Source organism: Kluyvera sp., from assembly GCF_047971185.1.
GTDB lineage: Bacteria > Pseudomonadota > Gammaproteobacteria > Enterobacterales > Enterobacteriaceae > Kluyvera.
The window spans coordinates 1-22,830 of sequence record NZ_JBKDZH010000021.1 but is presented as its reverse complement, the minus strand read 5'-3'; the positions used below and the strand labels follow the sequence as shown (position 1 = coordinate 22,830).

At 58.0% G+C, this 22,830-nt stretch carries 19 protein-coding genes; 11 read left to right on the top strand and 8 right to left on the bottom strand.

What is annotated here, in order from left to right:
* Window positions 1-20: 20 nt before the first annotated feature.
* The 5 genes from ACK5JN_RS05910 to fhuB all read left to right on the top strand — a co-directional run bounded on the left by ACK5JN_RS05910 (window position 21) and on the right by fhuB (window position 7,155).
* Complete coding sequence (locus ACK5JN_RS05910; RefSeq protein ID WP_416869301.1) at window positions 21-1,016, top strand: fimbrial protein; 996 nt, start codon at window positions 21-23, stop codon at window positions 1,014-1,016.
* Between the two features lie 210 nt (window positions 1,017-1,226).
* The gene (gene fhuA / locus ACK5JN_RS05905) at window positions 1,227-3,440 is read left to right on the top strand and encodes a ferrichrome porin FhuA (protein WP_416869300.1); all 2,214 of its coding nucleotides are present in this window, start codon (window positions 1,227-1,229) and stop codon (window positions 3,438-3,440) included.
* A gap of 48 nt (window positions 3,441-3,488) precedes the next feature.
* Complete coding sequence (gene fhuC, locus ACK5JN_RS05900) at window positions 3,489-4,286, top strand: Fe3+-hydroxamate ABC transporter ATP-binding protein FhuC (protein WP_416869299.1); 798 nt, start codon at window positions 3,489-3,491, stop codon at window positions 4,284-4,286.
* Window positions 4,286-5,176, top strand: a complete 891-nt coding sequence (gene fhuD / locus ACK5JN_RS05895) for a Fe(3+)-hydroxamate ABC transporter substrate-binding protein FhuD (protein ID WP_416869298.1) — start codon at window positions 4,286-4,288, stop codon at window positions 5,174-5,176. Before fhuC ends, fhuD begins: the two co-directional genes overlap by 1 nt.
* Window positions 5,173-7,155, top strand: coding sequence for a Fe(3+)-hydroxamate ABC transporter permease FhuB (gene fhuB / locus ACK5JN_RS05890; protein ID WP_416869297.1), 1,983 nt, complete (start codon window positions 5,173-5,175; stop codon window positions 7,153-7,155). Before fhuD ends, fhuB begins: the two co-directional genes overlap by 4 nt.
* A gap of 78 nt (window positions 7,156-7,233) precedes the next feature.
* Here fhuB and hemL read toward each other — a convergent pair whose 3' ends face one another.
* On the bottom strand, window positions 7,234-8,514 hold the full coding sequence (gene hemL, locus ACK5JN_RS05885; protein WP_416869296.1) for a glutamate-1-semialdehyde 2,1-aminomutase: 1,281 nt from the start codon (window positions 8,512-8,514) through the stop codon (window positions 7,234-7,236).
* Between the two features lie 180 nt (window positions 8,515-8,694).
* On the opposite strand from hemL, the gene clcA reads away from it, so the two are divergent.
* Window positions 8,695-10,113, top strand: a complete 1,419-nt coding sequence (gene clcA, locus ACK5JN_RS05880; RefSeq protein WP_416869295.1) for a H(+)/Cl(-) exchange transporter ClcA — start codon at window positions 8,695-8,697, stop codon at window positions 10,111-10,113.
* A gap of 82 nt (window positions 10,114-10,195) precedes the next feature.
* Window positions 10,196-10,540, top strand: coding sequence for an iron-sulfur cluster insertion protein ErpA (erpA, locus tag ACK5JN_RS05875; protein WP_052285393.1), 345 nt, complete (start codon window positions 10,196-10,198; stop codon window positions 10,538-10,540).
* Between the two features lie 98 nt (window positions 10,541-10,638).
* Here erpA and ACK5JN_RS05870 read toward each other — a convergent pair whose 3' ends face one another.
* The 3 genes from ACK5JN_RS05870 to mtnN are packed head-to-tail and all read right to left on the bottom strand — an operon-like array spanning window position 10,639 to window position 12,768.
* Window positions 10,639-11,262 carry a TRIC cation channel family protein gene (locus ACK5JN_RS05870; protein WP_416869294.1) on the bottom strand — a complete coding sequence of 208 codons (624 nt, stop codon included), beginning with the start codon at window positions 11,260-11,262 and terminating at the stop codon, window positions 10,639-10,641.
* Between the two features lie 14 nt (window positions 11,263-11,276).
* Window positions 11,277-12,077 (bottom strand): vitamin B12 ABC transporter substrate-binding protein BtuF, encoded by an 801-nt coding sequence (gene btuF / locus ACK5JN_RS05865; RefSeq protein WP_416869293.1) that lies wholly within the window; start codon window positions 12,075-12,077, stop codon window positions 11,277-11,279.
* Window positions 12,070-12,768 carry a 5'-methylthioadenosine/S-adenosylhomocysteine nucleosidase gene (mtnN, locus tag ACK5JN_RS05860; protein ID WP_416869292.1) on the bottom strand — a complete coding sequence of 233 codons (699 nt, stop codon included), beginning with the start codon at window positions 12,766-12,768 and terminating at the stop codon, window positions 12,070-12,072. Before mtnN ends, btuF begins: the two co-directional genes overlap by 8 nt.
* A gap of 83 nt (window positions 12,769-12,851) precedes the next feature.
* Between mtnN and dgt the strand changes: the two genes are divergently transcribed.
* The 3 genes from dgt to cdaR all read left to right on the top strand — a co-directional run bounded on the left by dgt (window position 12,852) and on the right by cdaR (window position 17,263).
* Entirely contained in the window at window positions 12,852-14,366 is a 1,515-nt protein-coding gene (gene dgt, locus ACK5JN_RS05855) for a dGTPase (protein ID WP_416869291.1), read from the top strand.
* Between the two features lie 135 nt (window positions 14,367-14,501).
* Window positions 14,502-15,947 carry a serine endoprotease DegP gene (degP, locus tag ACK5JN_RS05850; protein WP_416869290.1) on the top strand — a complete coding sequence of 482 codons (1,446 nt, stop codon included), beginning with the start codon at window positions 14,502-14,504 and terminating at the stop codon, window positions 15,945-15,947.
* A gap of 158 nt (window positions 15,948-16,105) precedes the next feature.
* Window positions 16,106-17,263 carry a DNA-binding transcriptional regulator CdaR gene (gene cdaR / locus ACK5JN_RS05845; protein ID WP_416869289.1) on the top strand — a complete coding sequence of 386 codons (1,158 nt, stop codon included), beginning with the start codon at window positions 16,106-16,108 and terminating at the stop codon, window positions 17,261-17,263.
* 100 nt (window positions 17,264-17,363) lie between these two features.
* Here the strand turns inward: cdaR and ACK5JN_RS05840 are convergent, their stop codons facing one another.
* The 4 genes from ACK5JN_RS05840 to map all read right to left on the bottom strand — a co-directional run bounded on the left by ACK5JN_RS05840 (window position 17,364) and on the right by map (window position 22,241).
* Window positions 17,364-17,750, bottom strand: a complete 387-nt coding sequence (locus tag ACK5JN_RS05840; protein ID WP_416869288.1) for a DUF3461 family protein — start codon at window positions 17,748-17,750, stop codon at window positions 17,364-17,366.
* Between the two features lie 107 nt (window positions 17,751-17,857).
* Window positions 17,858-18,682: a 2,3,4,5-tetrahydropyridine-2,6-dicarboxylate N-succinyltransferase gene (gene dapD / locus ACK5JN_RS05835; RefSeq protein ID WP_052285401.1), complete on the bottom strand. Its 825-nt coding sequence runs from the start codon at window positions 18,680-18,682 to the stop codon at window positions 17,858-17,860.
* Between the two features lie 33 nt (window positions 18,683-18,715).
* Window positions 18,716-21,388, bottom strand: coding sequence for a bifunctional uridylyltransferase/uridylyl-removing protein GlnD (gene glnD, locus ACK5JN_RS05830; protein WP_416869287.1), 2,673 nt, complete (start codon window positions 21,386-21,388; stop codon window positions 18,716-18,718).
* A 58-nt stretch (window positions 21,389-21,446) separates the two neighbouring features.
* Window positions 21,447-22,241 carry a type I methionyl aminopeptidase gene (map, locus tag ACK5JN_RS05825; protein WP_416869286.1) on the bottom strand — a complete coding sequence of 265 codons (795 nt, stop codon included), beginning with the start codon at window positions 22,239-22,241 and terminating at the stop codon, window positions 21,447-21,449.
* A 330-nt stretch (window positions 22,242-22,571) separates the two neighbouring features.
* Here map and rpsB point away from each other — a divergent pair.
* A partial coding sequence (rpsB, locus tag ACK5JN_RS05820; protein WP_416869285.1) for a 30S ribosomal protein S2 occupies window positions 22,572-22,830 on the top strand: 259 nt, incomplete at its 3' end.

The following is a 22,830-nucleotide window of genomic DNA, read 5'->3' as shown; positions in this document are numbered from 1 at the left end:
CGAATACACGGAGTGTAGAAATGAATAACGGACAACAACGTTTTTTAATTACGCTGGGCGTACTGACGATGCTTTTTTCCTTTGTACGGCCTGCCGAAGCGGAGTGCTGGTTCGCTAATCCAGATGCCAATCCTGAAATTCTTTTCACCATGCCCGCGCAGTTGGTCGTAGAGTCGGATGCCGGGGTCGGCACGATCCTCTATTCTGGTGACACAACCGGAGCATCACATGGCTTGTCCTGCAATGGGACCACTCAGGTACGTGAAGGGTATACCGCGATTAGTGACGATGATTATTCGGGAATATTACAAGGGGTTTATAAGACCAGCGTTCCTGGCATTGGTTTTCGCGCCGCGCGCTCTGAAAATACCACTGCTTCGTTTACCGACAGCAATATTATTACCCCTATGCATTATGTTGGTTCGATAGGGAATTGGGTAACATATGATTCTACCTATCATGTAGCTGTTGAGTTGGTGGTGATAGGTCAGGTGCAAAATGGTGTTCTCAATACCAGCCAGTTCAATTCTGATTATCTTTTAGGTGGACTCACGGCGGCAAAGTTGCGTTTTTCTCCCAGTAGCGTCAACGTCATCGTCAATACCTGCAATCTACTCAGCAAAAATATCAACGTTCCGTTGGATACTATCTCGACAGGTAGTTTTTCCGGTGCCTATTCCGATATTTTAAGCAGCAGCGATTTTAAAATCGAAGTCGCCAATTGCGGCGCGGGAACGCGGGTGGATTACAAGTTTTCCAGCACCGGATCAACCGGCGTAACCGACGGCAACATCCTGAATATTACGCAAGGCGATGATGCCGCCAGCGGCGTGGGGATTCAGGTGCTGGATAAAGATAACAACGTGCTGAACTTCGATCGGGAATATACCGGCATCGAAAGCGCGGGGGGGCAGGGGACGGAGACGATCCCGCTGAAGGCCCGCTATGTGAAAACCGGAACGGTCAAAGGCGGCGTCGTCAACGCCGTGGCGACGTTTGAAGTGTATTATCGTTAATCCCGCACGGCCCGTGGACGGACGGGCCCGTCATTCCAACATTTACCGCAGTTAGTTAACGCTTTATTTTCATCTGATGAATTCTTAACCCCTTAGTTTTGGTAGGGGCGTCTGTCGCTTGCTATCACGGCAATTTTTCGCCTATTATGCGTCCGTCATAATAATAATTCTCGTTTACGTTATCATTCACTTTACATCAGAGATATACCAATGGCGCGTCTTAAAACTGCTCAGCCAAGTCTCTCGCTGCGTAAAATCGCAGTCGTAGTAGCCACAGCGGTTAGCGGCATGTCTGTTTACGCACAGGCAGCAGAACAACCGAAAGAAGAAACCATCACCGTCACCGCCGCTCCGGCTTCGCAGGAGAGCGCCTGGGGTCCGGCGGCAACGATTGCCGCGAAGCACTCCGCGACGGCAACCAAAACCGATACGCCGATCGAGAAGACGCCGCAGTCTGTTTCGGTTATCACCCGTCAGGAAATGGACATGCGCCAGCCGACGACCGTCAAAGATGCGATGGCCTATACCCCGAGCGTATTCTCCACGCGTGGCAGCTCGTCGACCTATGATGTGGTTTCGATCCGTGGTTTTACCGCGCCGACGACGGTCAATACCAACCAGTATCTGGACGGTATGAAGCTTCAGGGTAACAACTACTCTGAAATCTCGATGGACCCTTATTTCCTGGAACGCGTTGAAGTGATGCGCGGGCCAACTTCCGTGCTGTATGGCAACAGCAACCCGGGCGGTATCGTCAGCATGGTCAGCAAACGTCCGACCACCGAACCGCTGCGTGAAATTCAGTTCAAAATGGGCACGGATAATCTGTGGCAGACCGGTTTTGATTTCAGCGATGCGATCGATGATGACGGCGTATGGTCTTACCGTCTGACCGGTTTAGGTCGCAGCCAGGATGCGCAGCAGGATATGGCGAAATCAAGCCGTTACGCCGTTGCACCGTCTTTCAGCTGGCGTCCGGATGACAAAACCGACTTCACCTTCCTGAGCAACTTCCAGAGCGATCCGGATGCGGGTTACTACGGCTGGCTGCCGCGTGAAGGTACCGTGGTGCCGTATTACGACGCCAACGGCAATGCGCACAAGCTGCCGACCGACTTCAACGAAGGTGAGAAAGATAACAAGATGCAGCGTCGCCAGCAGATGGTGGGCTACAGCTTCTCTCATGAATTTAACGACACCTTCACCGTGCGCCAGAACCTGCGCTACGACCAGGTAAAAACGCTGTACCGCTCTGTATATGGTTACGGCTATATTGAGCCGGGCCAGATCAACCGTCAGTACGTACGTTCTGATGAAGATCTGAATACCTTCACCGTCGATACCCAACTGCAGTCTAAATTCGCCACTGGCGAAGTTGATCACACGCTGCTGACTGGCGTTGATTATTCCCGTATGCGTAACGATATCGATGCGCTGTACGGTTCTGCCGATGCGCTGGATATGCGCAACCCGCAGTACGGTAACCCGAATATTGACGTGAGCGGGCCTTACGCCAAGTACCAGGTCCTGAACCGTATGGAACAGACCGGCCTGTACGCGCAGGATCAGATGGAGTGGGATAAGTGGGTATTCACCCTGGGGGGCCGCTATGACTATGCGAAAACCTCCACGTTGACCCGCACCACCGGCGTTGAAGCCATGAACCATGACCAGCAGTTCACCTGGCGTGGTGGTGTGAACTACCTGTTTGATAACGGTATTTCTCCGTACTTCAGCTACAGTGAATCTTTCGAACCAACCTCTGGCTCCACGAAAGAAGGTAAACCGTTCGATCCGTCTCGCGGTAAGCAGTACGAAGCGGGCGTGAAGTATGTACCGAAAGATATGCCGGTCGTGCTGACCGCTGCGGTGTACCAGCTGACCAAGAACAAAAACCTGACGTCCGATCCGAATGATTCAACGGGTCTGTACAGCATTCAGGCCGGTGAAATCCGTTCTCGCGGTATTGAACTGGAAGCTAAAGCGGCGGTTAACGAAAATATCAACGTGACGGCTGCCTATAGCTACACGGACGCGGAATACACCGAAGACACCATCTTCAAAGGTAAGCGACCGGCAGAAGTGCCGCGTAATCAGGCTTCTCTGTGGACCGATTACACCTTCTACGATACGGCGCTGAGCGGTCTGACCTTTGGCGCGGGCGTGCGTTACACCGGTTCTACCGTGAGCTATTACAAAAACGTTGCCGACAAGAAAAACGAAGCGTTTAGCGTAGCGGGCTATGCGGTTGCTGATGCGATGGTGAAATACGATCTGGCGCGCGTGGGCCTGCCGGGTTCATCTATCGCCGTGAACGTCAATAACCTGTTCGATCGTGACTATGTCTCCAGTTGCTACAGCGAATACGCCTGTTACTGGGGCGCAGAACGTCAGGTTGTTGCGACCGCAACGTTCCGTTTCTAACCACCTACAGGGCGCGGGTTTTCCGCGCCCTTTAACATGTTGACGGTTATGCAGGACAACACAATTCATTCTGATACGACCTTTGCTCTGCAACAGGTCGTTTTTCGCGTTCCAGGCCGTACGCTGCTGCATCCTCTCTCGTTAACTTTCCCCGCGGGTAAAGTGACCGGCCTTATCGGCCACAACGGCTCGGGTAAATCGACGCTGCTGAAAATGCTTGGCCGCCATCAGCCGCCGTCGGAAGGGGAGATCCTGCTTGACGGTCAGCCGCTCGACAGCTGGAACAGCAAGGCGTTTGCCCGCAAGGTAGCCTATCTGCCGCAGCAGCTGCCGCCCGCTGAAGGGATGACGGTGCGCGAACTGGTGGCGATTGGCCGCTATCCGTGGCACGGCGCGCTGGGCCGCTTCGGCGTGGCCGACCGTGAAAAGGTGGATGAAGCGATTGCGCTGGTTGGGTTGAAGCCGCTGGCACAGCGCCTGGTCGACAGCCTGTCCGGCGGGGAACGCCAGCGCGCGTGGATAGCGATGCTGGTGGCGCAGGATAGCCGCTGCCTGCTGCTCGACGAACCGACCTCGGCGCTGGATATTGCCCATCAGGTTGACGTACTGGCGCTGGTGCATCGCCTCAGCCAGCAGCGCGGCTTGACGGTGGTGGCGGTGCTGCACGATATCAACATGGCGGCGCGCTACTGCGATTATCTGGTGGCGCTGCGCGGCGGGGAAATGATCGCCCAGGGGACGCCGGATGAACTGATGCGCAGCGACACGCTGGAGCGTATTTACGGCATTCCGATGGGGATCCTGCCACATCCAGCCGGTGCTGCACCGGTAAGTTTTGTCTATTGATGGCTGACGTAAATCTGATTAGCCGCCGTCGTTTACTGACGGCGATGGCGCTGTCGCCGCTGCTGTGGCAGATGCAAAAAGCACAGGCCGCGCCGGTGAACGGCGAGCGCATCGTGGCGCTGGAATGGCTGCCCGTGGAACTGATGCTGGCGCTCGGCGTCACGCCGTACGGCGTGGCGGACATCCCGAACTACAACATGTGGGTCAATGAACCGGCGCTGCCGGACTCGGTGATCGACGTGGGCCTGCGCACCGAACCCAATCTTGAACTGCTGACCCAGATGAAGCCTTCGATGCTGCTGTGGTCGGCGGGCTATGGCCCTTCGCCGGAGATCCTCGCGCGCATTGCGCCAGGGCGCGGCTTCGCCTTCAGCGACGGTAAACAGCCGCTGGCGCAGGCGCGGCGTTCGCTGCTGGAAATGGCGGAAATGCTCGGCAAAGAAGCGGTGGCGCACCGTCATCTCGCCGAATTTGATGCTTATATCGATAGCCTGAAGCCGCGTTTTCGCCAACGCGGCGACCGCCCGCTGCTGATGGTCACCCTGCTCGACCCGCGTCATATGCTGGTGTTCGGCCCGAACTGCCTGTTCCAGGAAGTGCTCGATCGTCTGGGCGTCAAAAACGCCTGGCAGGGCGAAACCAATTTCTGGGGCAGCACGGCGGTGGGCATCGATCGGCTGGCGGCCTACAAAGACGTTGACGTGCTCTGTTTTGATCACGGCAATGTCGCTGAAATGCGCCAGCTGACCGCGACGCCGCTGTGGCAGGCGATGCCGTTTGTTCGCGCTAACCGCGTGCAGATTGTGCCGGCGGTCTGGTTCTATGGCGCCACCATGTCGGCGACCAACTTCGCCCGTATTCTGGATAACGCGCTGGGAGGCAAAGCGTGAAAACGACTGTCTCTCCGTTTGCCGCCATCCTGCTGCTGGCGCTGTTTATCGCCGCGCTGGCGCTGACCTGGTTTAACTTTAACATTGCGCTGCCGAGCTCGCTCTGGCTACAGGCGCTTCGCCAGCCGAGCATCGACGCTATCGACCAGATGCTGTTCCACTACAGTCTTATGCCGCGGCTGGTCATCGCGCTGCTGGTTGGGGCCGGGCTGGGACTGGTCGGCGTGCTGTTCCAGCAGGTGCTGCGTAACCCGCTTGCCGAGCCGACGACGCTGGGCGTCGCCACCGGCGCGCAGCTGGGCATGACCGTGACCACCCTGTGGGCGGTGCCGGGCGTGCTGGCTTCGCAGTTTGCCGCGCTGGCGGGGGCCTGCATCGTCGGCGCGCTGGTGTTTGGCGTGGCGTGGGGCAAACGTCTCTCGCCGGTGACGCTGATCCTGGCGGGGCTGGTGGTGAGCCTCTACTGCGGGGCTATCAACCAACTGATGGTGCTGTTCCACCACGACCAGCTGCAAAGTATGTTCCTGTGGAGCACCGGTACGCTAACGCAGACCGACTGGAGCGTGGTGCAGCGCCTGTGGCCGCAGCTGCTCGGCGGCGTGATGCTGACGCTGCTGCTGCTGCGCCCGCTCACGCTGATGGGGCTGGATGACGGCGTGGCGCGGAACCTCGGGCTGGCGCTATCTCTGGCCCGGCTGGGCGCGCTGACGCTGGCGATTGTGATCAGCGCCATGCTGGTTAACGCGGTGGGGATTATCGGCTTTATCGGCCTGTTCGCGCCGCTGCTGGCGAAAATGCTGGGCGCGCGACGCCTGCTCTCGCGCCTGCTGCTGGCACCGCTGATCGGCGCGCTGATCCTGTGGCTCTCCGACCAGCTGATTCTGTGGCTGACGCGGGTATGGATGGAAGTCTCCACCGGCTCCGTGACTGCGCTAATTGGTGCGCCGCTGCTGCTGTGGCTGCTGCCGCGCCTCAGAAGCATGAGCGCGCCGTCGATGAACGCCAGCGACAGCGTTGCCCGCGAGCGTCAGCACGTGCAGTGGTTCGCGCTGGGCGGGCTGGCGATTCTGCTGGTCGCGGTTTTTGTGGCGCTGTCGCTGGGGCGTGATGCCCACAGCTGGCACTGGGCCAGCGGTTCGCTGCTGGATGAGTTAATACAGTGGCGCTGGCCGCGCATCGCCTCCGCGCTGATCGCCGGGATGATGCTGGCGGTCGCGGGCTGCATTATTCAGCGCCTGACCGGCAACCCGATGGCCAGCCCGGAAGTGCTGGGGATCAGCTCCGGCGCGGCGTTCGGCGTGGTGCTGATGCTATTCATCGTACCGGGCAACGCCTTTGGCTGGCTGCTGCCTGCCGGTAGCTTCGGCGCGGCGGTGACGCTGCTGGTTATCCTGATTGCCGCCGGGCGCGGCGGCTTCTCGCCGCATCGCATGCTGCTGGCGGGGATGGCGCTGAGTACCGCGTTCACCATGCTGTTGATGATGTTACAGGCGAGCGGCGACCCGCGAATGGCGCAGATTCTGACGTGGATTTCCGGTTCAACCTACAATGCCACCGGCAAGCAGGTGATGCAGTCGGCGATAGCGATGGTGATTTTACTGCTGCTGGTACCGCTGTGCCGCCGCTGGCTCACCATCCTGCCGCTGGGCGGCGAAACGGCGCGGTCTATCGGTATGGCGCTGGCGCCGACCCGCATTGCGCTGCTGCTGCTGGCGGCGTGCCTGACGGCGGCGGCGACGCTGACCATCGGGCCGCTGAGCTTCGTCGGGCTGATGGCGCCGCACATTGCGCGCATGATGGGCTTCCGACGGACCATGCCGCATATGGTGATTTCCGCGCTGATTGGCGGGTTGTTGCTGGTGTTTGCGGACTGGTGCGGACGGATGCTGATGTTCCCGTATCAGGTGCCCGCGGGGCTGCTGTCGACCTTTATCGGCGCGCCGTACTTTATCTATCTGCTGAGGAAACAGAGCCGATAAGGTTCCCTGCGTCGCAATGCTCGGCCGGGCTACGGAAGATGTAGCCCGGCCGAGCGCAGCGACGCCGGGGAAGCCAGCTTACAGCTGTGTAAACACCCGACGTGCCGCGTCGATGGTGTTATCAATATCTTCTTCGCTGTGGGCGATAGACATAAAGCCCGCCTCAAACGCCGACGGTGCGAGATACACGCCTTCTTCCAGCATCAGATGGAAGAAGCGCTTAAAGCGCTCAACGTCGCACTTCAGCACGTCCTGATAGCAGGTCACTTCTTTGGCATCGGTGAAGAAAATACCGAACATGCCGCCAACGTTGTTCACTACCAGCGGAATGCCGGTCTCTTTTGCCGCATCCAGCAGGCCCTGCGCCAGCTGGTTGGTCAGCTCGGTCAGCGTCTCGTGGACGCCCGGCTGCGCCACTTCGGTCAGGCAGGCGTAGCCTGCGGCCATGGCAATCGGGTTCCCGGAGAGCGTACCCGCCTGGTAAACCGGGCCGGTTGGCGCCAGCGCGTCCATCACGTCACGACGGCCACCGAACGCCCCTACCGGCATCCCGCCGCCGATGATTTTGCCCAGACAGGTCAGGTCCGGCACCACGTCGTAGTAGGACTGTGCGCCCGCCAGCGCCACGCGGAAGCCGGTCATCACTTCATCGATAATCAGCAGCGCGCCAAACTCATCGCACAGCGCGCGCAGGCCCGGCAGGAACTCCGGCTGCGGCGGAATGCAGTTCATGTTACCCGCCACCGGCTCAACGATAATACAGGCGATCTCCTGCGGGAACTGCTCGAACGCCGCGCGCACGGATGCCAGATCGTTGTAGGTACAGGTGAGGGTATGTTTGGCGAAGTCTGCCGGTACGCCCGGCGAGTTCGGCTGGCCGAGGGTCAGCGCGCCGGAGCCGGCTTTTACCAACAGGCAGTCGGCGTGGCCGTGGTAGCAGCCCTCAAACTTGATGATTTTGTCGCGGCCGGTAAAGCCACGCGCCAGACGAATGGCGCTCATGGTGGCTTCGGTACCGGAGTTCACCATCCGCACTATATCCATGGTCGGCACCAGTTCGGTGACCAGCTTCGCCATGGTGACTTCCATTTCGGTCGGCGCGCCGAAGCTCAGGCCGCGCTCGGCCGCTTCGATTACCGCGTTGCGGATAGCCGGGTGGTTATGACCCAGCACCATCGGCCCCCAGGAGCCGACGTAATCGACATAGGCTTTACCGTCGACGTCGTACAGGTAAGCGCCGTCCGCGCGTTCGATAAACAGCGGCGTGCCGCCAACGCCGGTGAAGGCGCGTACCGGCGAGTTAACGCCGCCGGGGATAAGTTCACGTGCTGCGCTGTAGAGGTTTTCTGATTTGCTCATGGCCAGGATCCTGGTTCGTGAAAAATGTTTTGTCCGTTATTCTAAATTATTCCGCGGAGGTTATGAAATTTTTGCCCGATTGCAACAAAGCCTACCGAAAGCAATTTTTTCGCGACGTAGCGCACAGGTCTGGTTAAAATGCTCCCCCTTCCATTTGTATTACCAATTAGTGATGACGGTATGAAAGCTGAAATACCCCCTTTAGAGGCACAGCGGATAGTCCGAATTCGTCGCCGCAACACGGTGCGTAAGCTGCTGAATCGAGATAAAACGCCGCTGATGGTACTCCTGATGGCGGCCGTGGTCGGTGCGCTGGTTGGTTTGGTCGGCGTGGCGTTTGAGCACGCGGTGAACTGGGTGCAGAACGTCCGCATCGGCACGCTGGCGCAGGTGGCCGACCATTGGTTCATCGTCTGGCCGCTGGCTTTTATTCTGTCGGCGCTGCTGGCGATGGTCGGTTACTGGCTGGTGCGTCGCTTTGCGCAGGAGGCCGGCGGCTCGGGGATCCCGGAAATTGAAGGCGCGCTGGAAGAGCTGCGGCCGGTGCGCTGGTGGCGCGTGCTGCCGGTGAAATTTGTCGGCGGCATGGGTACGCTCGGTGCGGGCATGGTGCTGGGGCGTGAAGGGCCGACGGTACAGATTGGCGGCAACGTGGGCCGCATGGTGAGCGATATCTTCCGCCAGCGCGGCGACGAAGCGCGCCATACTCTGCTGGCAACCGGCGCGGCGGCGGGCCTGTCGGCGGCCTTTAACGCGCCGCTGGCGGGCATTCTTTTCATTATTGAAGAGATGCGTCCGCAGTTCCGCTACAGCCTGATTTCAATTAAAGCGGTGTTTACCGGCGTAATCATGTCGAGCATTGTCTTCCGTATCTTCAACGGCGAAACACCGGTGATTGAGGTGGGTAAGCTGAGCAATGCGCCGGTCAATACGCTGTGGCTGTATATGGTGCTGGGCATTGTGTTCGGCTGCTTTGGGCCGCTGTTCAACACAATGGTGCTGAAGACCCAGGATATGTTTTTCCGCATTCACGGCGGTAATATCAAAAAATGGGTGCTGATTGGCGGCCTGATCGGCGGCTGCTGCGGCGTGCTGGGGTTGATTCAACCGGCGGCGTCGGGCGGCGGCTTTACCCTGATCCCGATCGCGGCGGCGGGTAACTACACTATCGGCGCGCTGCTGTGTCTGTTCATTGTTCGCGTTGCGACCACGCTGCTGTGTTTCTCCTCCGGCGCGCCCGGCGGGATTTTCGCGCCGATGCTGGCGCTGGGCACGCTGCTGGGCACCGCGTTTGGCACGGCGGCGGCGAGTCTGTTTCCGGCCTATCATCTGGATGCCGGCACCTTTGCCATCGCCGGAATGGGCGCGCTGCTGGCGGCCTCCGTCCGGGCACCCTTAACCGGCATCGTGCTGGTACTGGAAATGACCGATAACTATCAGCTCATTTTGCCAATGATTATTACCGGGCTCGGTGCCACGCTATTAGCACAGTTCCTCGGCGGGCAGCCGCTCTACGCCACCATCCTGGCGCGTACGCTGGCCAAGCAGGAAGCCGAGCAAGAGGCAAAAGCCCGGCAGGTTGCTGGGGAGAATACTTGAACGATTTACCAGGGTATTAGATAATGACCCAAAGAGTCGGGTTACTATTTGCCCAGACTAGCTGTAGTAATGGGAGCATAAAATGAGTGATGACGTAGCGCTGCCGCTGGAGTTTACCGACGCCGCAGCCAAAAAAGTAAAAGTCCTGATTGCGGATGAAGAGAATCCAAACCTGAAGCTGCGCGTGTACATCACGGGCGGCGGCTGCAGCGGCTTCCAGTATGGCTTCACCTTTGACGATCAGATCAACGATGGTGACATGACCATCGAAAAACAGGGCGTTGGCCTGGTGGTTGATCCGATGAGCCTGCAGTATCTGGTAGGCGGTTCCGTTGACTATACCGAAGGCCTGGAAGGTTCACGCTTTATCGTGACCAACCCGAACGCCACCAGCACCTGCGGCTGCGGTTCGTCCTTCAGCATCTAAACCTGCTGACCAGATAGTTTAAAAAGCCCACCGAGAGTGGGCTTTTTGTTGTCATCCTGGCTCCCGGGGCTACCCGGCGGCGCAGCGCCATCCGGCAATCAGCGTCCGTTATCATCCAGCGCAAAGGTCGGCAGCTTGAGGTGCCAGCGAATGGCGGCAAGGCGAATCGCCAGCGTCACCACCATCCCCATCATACTGGCGTTTTCCAGCGGTACCTTGAAAGTGTAGTAGGCCGTGGCGTGGACAATGCCGCCGATAATACAGGCGGTGGCGTAGATTTCGGTGCGGAGGATCATCGGCACTTCGCGGGCCAGCACGTCGCGGATAATCCCGCCGCCGACGCCGGTCACCACCCCCATACACACCGCAACCAGCGGGCCTGTGTGGGCGATAAAGGCTTTATTGACGCCGATACCCACGAACACCGCTAGCCCGACGGCGTCGAGCACCGGCAGCACCCACTTCGGCAGGCGACGCGGTTGGCGTACCAGCACGATGGTCAGCATACAGGTCACCATTGCCACCACCAGGTCGGTCGGGTCTTTTACCCAGAATACCGGGCCGTTGGCGAGCGCCATATCACGAATCGTTCCGCCACCGACGGCGGTAACGACGCCCAGAACCAGCACGCCGAACGGGTCCATGCGCAGTTTCCCCGCCAGCAGCACGCCGGAGACCGCGAAAACGATGGTGCCAACAATATCAAGCCAGTAGACAAGCATGACCAATTACCCACTTAATGAACCTGCGACAACGCAGTACAGAGTTGTTTTGCGGCGAGGATAATACGTGGGCTTGCTCGTTCAAACCAGTCACTATTAAGGGGAATCACCGGGATTGTGAGCTGACTGGCCCAGTAGCGCTGAATTTTCGGAATTTGACTCTCGTCACCGGCGGCGACGATGGCCTGCGGCTGGCGGGTTAACACCTGCTCGCGGCTCACCTGCGGCCAGGCAACGCGGCTGTCGGCAAAGACGTTCTCACCGCCGCAAATCTCCAGCACCTGGTTTTGAATGGCGCTTTTGTTACTGGTGAAAATGGGGTTGAAGCCAAACTGCATAAACACGCGTTTTTTGGGCGCGCTGGCGTACTGCGCTTTCAGCTGAGCGTAGTCGCGCATCAGCGCGGTGGCGGCCTGCTCGGCTTTTTCCGGTTGCGGGCTCCATTGCGCCAGCTTGCGCAGCGCGGCAGCAATATCTTCAATGCTATGCGAGTCAATCCACAGCACGGTAATGCCCAGCGAACGCAGCTGATTCACCTGGCGTTCGGCGTTGCCTTCCTTCCACGCCAGTACGACGTCAGGATGCAGCGCCACGATGCGCTCAAGGTTGATGCCCTGCCATGAAGCAACCTGCTCAATCTCTTTGGCGGCGGCGGGATAGTCAGACCAGGCGCTGACGCCAACGGGGGTGATCCCGGCGGCAAAGGCCAGCTCAGTATTGGCAGGGGAGAGAGAGATAACCCGCGGCGCGGCCTGGAGCCACGCCGGGGCGCTAAGCAGCAGGGCCAGCAGCCCCGTCATTAAGCGCTTAGCCACGCGCTAGCTTCTGCACCAGCGTTTCGACCATCAGGGTCGACTGCTTCGCCGCCACCGCCAGGAACTCGTCAAAGCTCAGGTGGGACTCTTTGTCGGCAACGTCGGAGATGGCGCGCACGACCACGAACGGCACGGCAAAGCTGTGGCAAACGTGGGCAATGGCGGTTGCTTCCATTTCAACGGCAATCGCCTGCGGGAAGTTGTGACGAATTTTCGTCAGCCCTTCGGCACCGTTAATGAAGGCGTCGCCGCTGACGATCAGGCCGCGTACCGCGTTCAGATCCAGCGCCTTGATGCAGCTTTCGGCGGCGGCAATCAGCTTATCGTCGGCTTTAAACGCCGCCGGGCAGCCGGCCATCTGGCCAATTTCGTAGCCGAAAGCGGTAACGTCGGCATCGTGATAGCGCGCTTCATCGGAGACCACGATATCACCCACTTTCAGCGTCGGCGCCAGGCCGCCCGCGGAACCGGTGTTGATGATCACGTCCGGCTGGCAGCGCTCCAGCAGCAGGGCTGCGCCCATCGCCGCCGCGACTTTACCAATGCCGGATTTCAGCAGGGCGACGTCCACGCCGTTTAACTGGCCGGTGTAGATTTCGCTGCCGCCGAGGGTGATGGTCTGACGATTTTCGATTTTGTCACGCAGCAGCGTAACTTCTTCTTCCATTGCGCCAATAATGCCGATTTTCATAGATTTACTCGCGATGTGCCATGTTTAAAGGCATAGTCTATCATGCGGTTCAGGGGAAGCGCATTTCTCGCGACGGAGAGGCTATGGCTAAGATTGATTTTCGCAACAAAATTAACTGGCGTCGGCGCTATCGTTCACCGCAGGGCGTCAGCTCGGAGCACGAAATTCTGCGCATTTTTGAGAGCGACCGTGGGCGGATCATCAACTCGCCGGCGATTCGCCGCCTGCAGCAGAAAACCCAGGTGTTCCCGCTGGAGCGTAACGCCGCCGTCCGCACGCGCCTTACCCACTCGATGGAAGTGCAGCAGGTGGGGCGCTATATCGCCAAAGAGATATTAAGCCGCCTGAAAGAGAAAAAGCTGCTGGCGGCCTACGGTCTGGATGAGCTGACCGGGCCGTTTGAGAGCATCGTTGAGATGGCCTGCCTGATGCACGACATCGGCAACCCGCCGTTTGGCCACTTTGGCGAAGCGGCGATTAACGACTGGTTCAGCCAGCGCCTGGCACCGAAAGATGCGCTGCGTCAGCCGCTGAGCCACGACCGTTGTGAGGTCGTCAACCTCCAGCTGCGCGAAGGCGAAGAGACGCTGAACGAATTGCGTCGCAAGGTGCGCCAGGACCTGTGCCATTTTGAAGGCAACGCACAGGGGATCCGGCTGGTGCATACGCTGATGCGTATGAACCTGACCTGGGCGCAGGTCGGCTGCATTCTGAAATATACGCGTCCGGCCTGGTGGGCGAGCGAGACGCCGGCGACCCACAGCTATTTAATGAAAAAACCCGGCTATTATTTAGCCGAAGAGCACTATATTGCGCGCTTACGTAAAGAACTGGATTTAGCGCCTTACAATCGCTTTCCATTAACGTGGATTATGGAAGCGGCCGATGATATTTCTTATTGTGTGGCCGATCTTGAGGATGCGGTAGAAAAACGCATCTTCAGCGTCGAGCAACTGTACCAGCATTTATACGATGCCTGGCCGGATCATACAAAAGGCTCACTGTTCGCGCAGGTGGTGGAAAACGCCTGGGATAAATCTCGCGCCAATTCATTAAGCCGCAGTACGGAAGATCAGTTCTTTATGTATTTGCGGGTGAATACATTAAATAAACTGGTGCCCTATGCGGCGCAGCGGTTTATTGAAAACCTGCCGCAGATTTACGAGGGTGATTTTAATCACGCGCTGCTGGAAGATGATAGCAGCTATAGCCAGCTGCTCAATCTATATAAGAATGTCGCAAGAAAGCATGTGTTTAGCCATCCGGAAGTCGAGCAGCTTGAATTGCAGGGCTATCGGGTGATTGGCGGCCTGCTGGATATTTACGCGCCGTTGCTGAAATTATCATTAAGCGACTTCAGCGAGCTGGTCGAGCACGAGCGAGTGCGTCATTTGCCGATTGAATCACGGCTCTTTTGCAAGCTGTCAACGCGCCATCGTTTAGCTTATGTTGAAGCGGTGAATAAAATTTCGCGTGACAGCCTTGAATTTCCGGTGATGGAATATTATTACCGCTGTCGTCTGCTTCAGGATTATATCAGCGGAATGACCGACCTCTACGCGTGGGATGAATATCGACGATTGATGGCGGTTGAATAATCCTAAGTTTTGTAAAGACGCTCAATAAATTTTTACTTTTCCCGTGTGCAGTTGAACGGAACTTAGTGTCATAAAGTGAATCTGATAGACACGAACACAGCAATTTTGCGTAATCTGATATTGAGATTGAAACACATGAAAAAAACCACGTTAGCAATGAGTGCACTGGCTCTTAGTTTAAGTCTGGCTCTGTCTCCGTTGTCCGCTAGCGCGGCCGAGACGGCATCTTCTACCGCATCCGCTGCCCAGCCTATGCCTAGCCTGGCGCCGATGCTGGAAAAAGTGATGCCGTCAGTCGTCAGCATTAATGTTGAGGGCAGCACAACGGTAAACACGCCGCGGATGGGCCGCAATTTCCAGCAGTTCTTTGGCGATAACTCGCCGTTCTGCCAGGACGGTTCGCCGTTCCAGAGCTCACCGTTCTGTCAGGGCTCTGGCCCGAACGGCGGTAACGGTGGCGCCCAGCCGCAGCAACAGCAGAAGTTTATGGCCCTCGGCTCCGGGGTGGTGATTGATGCCGCCAAAGGCTACGTCGTCACCAACAACCACGTGGTCGATAACGCCAACGTGATTAAGGTGCAGCTGAGCGACGGGCGTAAGTTCGACGCCAAAGTGGTGGGTAAAGACCCGCGCTCCGATATCGCGCTGATTCAGATTCAGGACCCGAAAAACCTGACGGCGATTAAGCTGGCGGACTCCGACGCGCTGCGCGTGGGTGACTATACCGTCGCGATCGGCAACCCGTTCGGCCTCGGCGAAACCGTTACCTCCGGTATCGTTTCGGCGCTGGGACGTAGCGGCCTGAACGTTGAAAACTACGAAAACTTTATTCAGACCGATGCGGCGATCAACCGCGGTAACTCCGGCGGCGCGCTGGTGAACCTCAACGGCGAGCTGATCGGCATTAACACCGCGATCCTCGCGCCGGACGGCGGCAACATCGGTATCGGCTTTGCCATCCCGAGCAACATGGTGAAAAACCTGACCGATCAGATGGTGAAATTCGGCCAGGTGAAACGCGGCGAACTGGGTATTATGGGCACCGAGCTGAACTCCGAGCTGGCGAAAGCGATGAAAGTTGACGCTCAGCGCGGTGCCTTCGTCAGCCAGGTCATGCCGAACTCCTCCGCGGCGAAAGCCGGTATTAAGGCGGGCGACGTGATTACCTCGCTGAACGGCAAGGCCATCAGCAGCTTTGCGGCGCTGCGTGCGCAGGTGGGCACCATGCCGGTGGGCAGCAAAATTACTCTCGGCCTGCTGCGTGACGGTAAGCCGGTAACGGTGAACCTGGAGCTGCAGCAGAGCAGCCAGACCCAGGTGGAGTCCAGCAGCATCTTCAACGGGATTGAAGGCGCGGAAATGAGCAACAAAGGCCAGGATAAGGGCGTGGTGGTTAACGCTGTGAAAGCCGGTACTCCGGCGGCGCAGATTGGCCTCAAGAAAGGCGATTTGATTGTTGGCGCGAACCAGCAGGCGGTGAAAAATATCGCCGAGCTGCGTAAGATCCTCGACAGCAAACCGTCCGTGCTGGCGCTGAACATCCAGCGTGGCGATAGCTCAATCTACCTGTTGATGCAGTAATCCTCACCTCAACCCTTTCCCCCAGCGGGGAAAGGGTTTCTCCTTTCGTACTGTGAAGCTCCTCACAACTCCATAGATCTCACCCGTGCTTTGTGCATTTGCACAGTGCAGGGGTTTCTCATCTTTCTTATCATGTAACCTGCTCACAGGAGGGGTTCATGGCTAGCTGGCATCTCGATACTAAAATGGCGCAGGATATCGTGGCGCGCACCATGCGCATCATTGATACCAATATTAACGTGATGGATGCCCGTGGGCGCATTATCGGCAGCGGCGATCGCGAGCGTATTGGTGAATTGCACGAAGGTGCGCTGCTGGTGCTGTCGCAGGGCAGGGTTGTCGACATCGACGATGCGGTGGCGCGTCATCTGCACGGCGTACGTCAGGGGATCAACCTGCCGCTACGCCTGGAAGGTGAAATCGTTGGCGTTATCGGCCTGACCGGCGAGCCGGAGACGCTGCGTAAGTACGGCGAGCTGGTGTGCATGACGGCGGAGATGATGCTTGAGCAGTCGCGCCTGATGCACCTGCTGGCGCAGGACAGCCGCCTGCGTGAAGAGCTGGTGATGAATCTGATCCAGGCCGAGGAGAATACTCCGGCACTCACCGAATGGGCGCAGCGTCTGGGCATCGACCTGAATCAGCCGCGCGTGGCGGCGGTGGTGGAGGTCGACAGCGGCCAGCTGGGCGTTGACAGCGCGATGGCCGAACTCCAGCAGCTGCAAAATGCCCTGACCACACCGGAGCGCAACAACCTGATTGCGATAGTCTCGCTGACCGAAATGGTGGTGCTGAAACCGGCGCTCAACCAGTTTGGCCGCTGGGACGCGGAAGATCACCAGAAGCGGGTGGAGCAGCTGATTGCGCGGATGAAAGAGAACGGTCATCTGCGTTTTCGCGTGGCGCTCGGCAACTATTTCACCGGGCCGGGCAGCATTGCCCGCTCGTACCGTACCGCGCGCACCACCATGATGGTGGGCAAGCAGCGTATGCCGGAGAGCCGCAGCTATTTCTATCAGGATTTGATGCTGCCGGTGCTGCTCGACAGCCTGCGCGGCGGCTGGCAGGCCAACGAGCTTTCCCGACCGTTAACGCGCCTGAAGGCGATGGACAATAACGGCCTGCTGCGGCGAACGCTGGCCGCCTGGTTTCGCCATAACGTGCAGCCGTTGGCGACCTCAAAGGCGCTGTTTATTCACCGTAATACCCTGGAGTACCGGCTGAACCGCATCTCGGAGCTGACCGGGCTGGATTTGGGGAATTTTGACGATAGGCTGCTGCTGTATATTGCGCTGCAACTGGATGAGCAGCGGTGAGAAATGCCCCGGGGTCGCTAGCGCTCGCCCGGGCTACAACGTTGCCCAACCGTAGCCCGGGCGAGCGCCAGCGACCCCGGGAATACAAACCGCACACCGCTTATTTACGCGTCAACTTCTCCAGATCGGCTTCAATCTCGCTGATCTTGTTGGTCACGACGCTTTCCAGGTGGCGCAGATCGTCAAGGATCTTGCGCTTCAGATCGACTTCGCTGCGATCGCGCTGGCAAATCTGGTCCAGTTCATCAATCACATAGCGCAGATTCGGGCTAATCTCCTGCACCTCTTTAAAACCCTGGCCCACACCGTCGGCGGCGATGGTTTTACGCTGACGCGGGTACTTGAATTTGACGCTCTTGGCGAAAAATTCACCCTTATCCTTCTGGAAATAGATTTTCAGGATATCGTTGTTGGCTTCCTGCCGGAGGCTGTAACGATCGATTTCATCGGGATTGGTAATGCCCAGACTTTTCAGATTATCGTACATAGCGGTACCCCTGATCTAAATTAACTATTGAATAATTAACGAAAAAATCACATTCCGCCAGCGTAAGAATAAAAAAAAGCGGGGTGGCCCCCGCTTTTTGCAGCTTATTAATCGATCGTACGCAGCAGTTCGTTGATGCCCACTTTACCGCGGGTTTTCGCGTCGACTTTCTTCACAATCACCGCGCAGTACAGGCTGTACTTGCCGTCTTTGGATGGCAGGTTGCCGGAAACGACAACGGAGCCCGCCGGAACGCGGCCGTAGAACACTTCGCCGGTTTCGCGATCGTAGATTTTGGTGCTCTGACCAAGGTAGACGCCCATGGAGATCACGGAGCCTTCTTCCACGATCACGCCTTCCACCACTTCAGAACGCGCGCCGATGAAGCAGTTGTCTTCGATGATGGTCGGGTTCGCCTGCAGCGGTTCCAGTACGCCACCGATGCCGACGCCACCGGACAGGTGAACGTTTTTACCAATCTGCGCGCAGGAGCCGACGGTCGCCCAGGTGTCCACCATGGAGCCTTCGTCAACGTAAGCACCGATGTTCACATAGGACGGCATCAGCACGGTGTTGCGCGCGATGTAAGCGCCCTGACGCACGGCGGCAGGCGGCACCACGCGGAAACCTTCTTTCTGGAAACGCGCTTCGTCGTAGTCGGCGAATTTCATCGGCACTTTATCGAAGTAGCGGCTTTCCGCACCGTCGATAACCTGGTTATCGTTAATACGGAAAGAGAGCAGAACCGCTTTCTTCAGCCACTGGTGAGTCACCCACTGACCGTCGATCTTTTCTGCGACACGCAGCGCGCCGGAATCCAGCAGGGAAATCACCTGGTTAACCGCTTCGCGGGTTACGGTATCCACATTTGCCGGCGTGATGTCGGCGCGACGCTCAAAAGCGGACTCAATAACGTTCTGTAATTGCTGCATTGTTTACTCTTTCCATTTACTAAAAAAAATACGTCACCCTTTATCGTTTGGATTGAGGGCCGCTGTCAACCGTTGTTGCACTTCTTGTTGCAGCTCATTATTAAGGGCACGCCGGTCGGCGGTGGCGATTATAAATAAATCTTCTACTCGTTCACCAATTGTCGTAATTCTGGCCCCGTGCAGCGAAATGCCGAGGTCGGCAAATACCTGGCCGACGCGGGCGAGCAGGCCGGGCTGGTCGAGGGCGATCAGCTCAAGGAATGAACGACGGTCGGTATGCGTTGGCAGGAAATTGACCTCGGTATCGACCGAAAAGTGACGCAGTTTGGCCGCCTGACGACGGGGCTGCGGCGGCTGCCAGCTGCGTTGAGTAATCGCCTGCTCCAGCCCTAAACGAATCGCTTCGTGGCGATCGCTGGAAAGCGGCGTGCCGTCCGGCTCAAGCACGATAAAGGAGTCCATCGCCATGCCGTCGCGGGTGGTGAAGATCTGCGCGTCGTGGACGCTGAGGTTGCGGCGGTCCAGCTCGGCGCATACCGCGGCGAACAGATAGGGGCGATCCGGGCTCCAGATAAAGATCTCGGTGCCGCCGCGCGTGGCCTGCGGGCTCAGCAGGATCAGCGGTTGGGTGAGGTCGTGCTTCAGCAGATGACGCGCATGCCACGCCAGCTGATTTGGCGTATGGCGCACAAAGTAGTTGGCGCGGCAGCGGTTCCAGATCTGGTGCAGCGTCTCTTCGTTGATGTTATCCATGCGCAGCAGCGCCAGCGCCTGCATCTGGTGATGGCGCACGCGTTCACGCATATCCGGCGTGTTCTGCATCCCGCGGCGCAGCTGTTTTTCGGTGGCGAAGTACAGCTCGCGCAGCAGGCTCTGCTTCCAGCTGTTCCACAAGGTTTCGTTGGTGGCGCAAATATCAGCGACCGTCAGGCACACCAGGAAGCGCAGACGATGCTCGGTCTGCACCTCTTCGGCGAACTGTTTGATCACTTCCGGATCCTGAATATCACGGCGCTGGGCGGTGACCGACATCAGCAGGTGCTGGCGCACCAGCCAGGCGACCAGCTGGGTTTCGCGCGAATTCAGCCCGTGAAGTTCGGCGAACTTCAGCACGTCCTGCGCGCCGAGGATCGAGTGGTCACCGCCGCGCCCTTTGGCGATATCGTGGAACAGGGCGGCAATCAGAATCAGCTCCGGGTGGTTCAGGCGCGGCCAGAGATCGACGCACAGCGGATGGCGCGAGCGCGTCTCCTCGTTGGCAAAGCTCTCCAGCTTCAGCAGCACGCGGATGGTGTGCTCATCGACGGTATAGGCGTGGAACAGGTCGAACTGCATCTGGCCGACGATATACGACCACTGCGGCATGTAGGCCCACAGTACGCTGTGACGGTGCATGGGCAGCAGGCCGCGGCTCACCGCGCCGGGGTGGCGCAGCATGTTGAGGAACAGCGCGCGCGCTTCCGGAATGTAGCACAGCGGCTCGGTCAGGTGACGTCGCGCGTGGCGCAGATGGCGCAGGGTGGTGGAATAGATACCGGTGATGTTGCTGTTGCGCACCATCATATAGAACATGCGGAGAATCGCCTGCGGCTCGCGGATAAACAGCGTGTCGTCGCGCAGATCGATCAGCGTGCCGCGCAGCTGGAAGTCGTCGTCGATAGCGCGCGGCTTCTCATCTTCGGTCAGCGCGAGTATCGCTTCATCGAACAGTTGCAGCAGCATGTGGTTCAGCTCGCCCACCCGCCGGGTGACGCGGTAGAAATCCTTCATCATATGTTCGATGGGCTGGTTGCCTTCACCCGCGTACTTCAGCCGCTGGGCGACGCTGAGCTGGCGGTCGAACAGCAGACGGTTGTCGTAGCGGGTCAGCTCCAGGTGCAGGGCGAAGCGAATGCGCCACAGCAGATGCAGGCACTCGTTCAGCTCGTTGCGCTCGGCCTCGGTCAGGAAGCCAAAGCTGACCATTTCATCGAGCGAGGTGGCGCCAAAGTGGCGGCGGGCGACCCATTGAATGGTGTGGATGTCGCGCAGGCCGCCGGGGCTGCTTTTGATATCCGGCTCCAGGTTGTAGCTGGTACCGTGGTAGCGCTGGTGGCGCGCCTCCTGCTCGGCGACCTTCGCCGGGAAGAAGTTTTCCGACGGCCAGAAGCCTTCGCTGAAAATATGCTTTTGCAGTTCGAGGAACAGCGCGACGTCGCCAATCAGCAGGCGCGATTCAATCAGGTTGGTGGCGACAGTTAAGTCCGATAACCCTTCCAGCAGGCACTCTTCCAGCGTCCGCACGCTGTGGCCAACTTCCAGCTTGAGGTCCCACAGCAGTGTCAGCAGCTCGCCGATTTTCTGCGCCTGCTCGTCGGGCAGCTTTTTGCGGCTGAGGATCAGCAGGTCGACGTCCGAAAGCGGATGCAGCTCGCCGCGACCGTAACCGCCGACGGCGACTAATGCCGCGTCTTCAACCTCGCCAAAACCGTAGTGCAGCCACAGACGCTGGAGCATCTGGTCGATAAATTCGGTGCGCGCCTCTATTAGCTGTTCAGCGCTGACGCCTTCGTCGAACGCGACGCCGAGCCAGCGCTGGAAGGCGTCCAGCCGGCTTTTGATAGCGGCGCAGTTCAGGCTGTCTTCCGGCCAGTGTACCGGGTTGTCCGGCTGGCCGGGCAGAGTGGGGAGGGGGGTACAAGCCAGTTCAGGTATGGAGTTACTCATTGCGCCACCCATAAGAAAAAACGATGACCAAAAAAAGCCGGCGTGCGCCGGCTTTTCATTATTCGTTGTGCGAGATTATCGCCGGGATGGTGTCATCCGAGCGTAACGTCAATATTTCGCAGCCGTTGTCCGTCACCACAATAGTATGCTCGTACTGCGCAGACAAGCTCCGGTCTTTGGTTTTTACCGTCCAGCCGTCCTTCATGGTGCGAATCTCTTTCTTACCCGCGTTGACCATCGGTTCGATGGTGAAGGTCATGCCCTGCTTCAGCACCACGTCGGTTTCGCGCGAGTCATAGTGCAGCACCTGCGGTTCTTCGTGGAAGCCGCGGCCAATGCCGTGACCGCAGTATTCGCGCACCACGGAGAAGCCTTCGGCCTCAACGAACTTCTGAATCGCCGCGCCGATTTCGCGCAGGTTGATGCCGGGTTTGACCATTTTGAGCGCCAGGTACAGGCTCTCCTGGGTCACGCGGCACAGACGCTCGCCGAGAATAGTCGGTTTGCCGACGATAAACATTTTCGAAGTATCGCCGTGGAACTCGTCTTTAATCACGGTCACGTCGATGTTGACGATATCGCCATCTTTCAGGTGTTTTTCGTCATCCGGAATGCCGTGGCACACCACTTCGTTAATCGAGATGCAGACCGATTTCGGATAGCCGTGGTAGCCGAGGCAGGCGGAGATCGCTTTCTGTTCGTTGACAATATAGTCGTTGCAAATGCGATCCAGCTCGCCGGTGGTCACGCCAGGCTTGACGTGCGGGGCGATCATTTCCAGCACTTCAGCGGCCAGACGGCCAGCAACGCGCATTTTTTCAATATCTTCTGGGGTCTTAATAGAAATAGCCATGGAATATGTCCATCAGTGTCGATTTTTTCGACAATAATTGAGTATTAGTGATGTCAATGTTAACAGCCAGGAGCACCCCCTGCCAAATTGAGAATCATTCTGAACTTCGCCTTTCGTGCCCTGCGTCGGGATAACAACTGTTGGTATCTGTGTCGGTTTTATGGTATAAAGCGCGCCGAACTTCCGCTCATTGTTTTGGCCGGGAGCGACAAATCTCACTTTGTGTAAATAACACACACGTATCGGCACATATTCCGGGGTGCCCTTCGGGGTCGGTAATATGGGATACGTGGAGGCATAACCCCAACTTTATCTATAGAGGTTTTAACCATGGCAACTGTTTCCATGCGCGACATGCTCAAGGCTGGTGTTCACTTCGGTCACCAGACCCGTTACTGGAACCCGAAAATGAAGCCTTTCATCTTCGTCGCACGTAACAAAGTTCACATCATCAAACTTGAGAATACTGTACCGATGTTCAACGAAGCTATGGCTGATCTGAACAAGATCTCTTCTCGTAAAGGTAAAATCCTTTTCGTTGGTACTAAGCGCGCTGCAAGCGAAGCTGTGAAAGAAGCTGCTCTGAGAT

What these genes read in the sequence shown, in the direction of transcription:
- ACK5JN_RS05910 (WP_416869301.1), top strand. Translation starts at nt 21, where the DNA reads ATGAATAACGGACAACAACGTTTTTTAATTACGCTGGGCGTACTGACG.
- fhuA (WP_416869300.1), top strand. Translation starts at nt 1,227, where the DNA reads ATGGCGCGTCTTAAAACTGCTCAGCCAAGTCTCTCGCTGCGTAAAATC.
- fhuC (WP_416869299.1), top strand. Translation starts at nt 3,489, where the DNA reads ATGCAGGACAACACAATTCATTCTGATACGACCTTTGCTCTGCAACAG.
- fhuD (WP_416869298.1), top strand. Translation starts at nt 4,286, where the DNA reads ATGGCTGACGTAAATCTGATTAGCCGCCGTCGTTTACTGACGGCGATG.
- hemL (WP_416869296.1), bottom strand. Translation starts at nt 8,514, where the DNA reads ATGAGCAAATCAGAAAACCTCTACAGCGCAGCACGTGAACTTATCCCC.
- clcA (WP_416869295.1), top strand. Translation starts at nt 8,695, where the DNA reads ATGAAAGCTGAAATACCCCCTTTAGAGGCACAGCGGATAGTCCGAATT.
- erpA (WP_052285393.1), top strand. Translation starts at nt 10,196, where the DNA reads ATGAGTGATGACGTAGCGCTGCCGCTGGAGTTTACCGACGCCGCAGCC.
- ACK5JN_RS05870 (WP_416869294.1), bottom strand. Translation starts at nt 11,262, where the DNA reads ATGCTTGTCTACTGGCTTGATATTGTTGGCACCATCGTTTTCGCGGTC.
- mtnN (WP_416869292.1), bottom strand. Translation starts at nt 12,768, where the DNA reads ATGAAAATCGGCATTATTGGCGCAATGGAAGAAGAAGTTACGCTGCTG.
- dgt (WP_416869291.1), top strand. Translation starts at nt 12,852, where the DNA reads ATGGCTAAGATTGATTTTCGCAACAAAATTAACTGGCGTCGGCGCTAT.
- degP (WP_416869290.1), top strand. Translation starts at nt 14,502, where the DNA reads ATGAAAAAAACCACGTTAGCAATGAGTGCACTGGCTCTTAGTTTAAGT.
- cdaR (WP_416869289.1), top strand. Translation starts at nt 16,106, where the DNA reads ATGGCTAGCTGGCATCTCGATACTAAAATGGCGCAGGATATCGTGGCG.
- ACK5JN_RS05840 (WP_416869288.1), bottom strand. Translation starts at nt 17,750, where the DNA reads ATGTACGATAATCTGAAAAGTCTGGGCATTACCAATCCCGATGAAATC.
- dapD (WP_052285401.1), bottom strand. Translation starts at nt 18,682, where the DNA reads ATGCAGCAATTACAGAACGTTATTGAGTCCGCTTTTGAGCGTCGCGCC.
- glnD (WP_416869287.1), bottom strand. Translation starts at nt 21,388, where the DNA reads ATGAGTAACTCCATACCTGAACTGGCTTGTACCCCCCTCCCCACTCTG.
- map (WP_416869286.1), bottom strand. Translation starts at nt 22,241, where the DNA reads ATGGCTATTTCTATTAAGACCCCAGAAGATATTGAAAAAATGCGCGTT.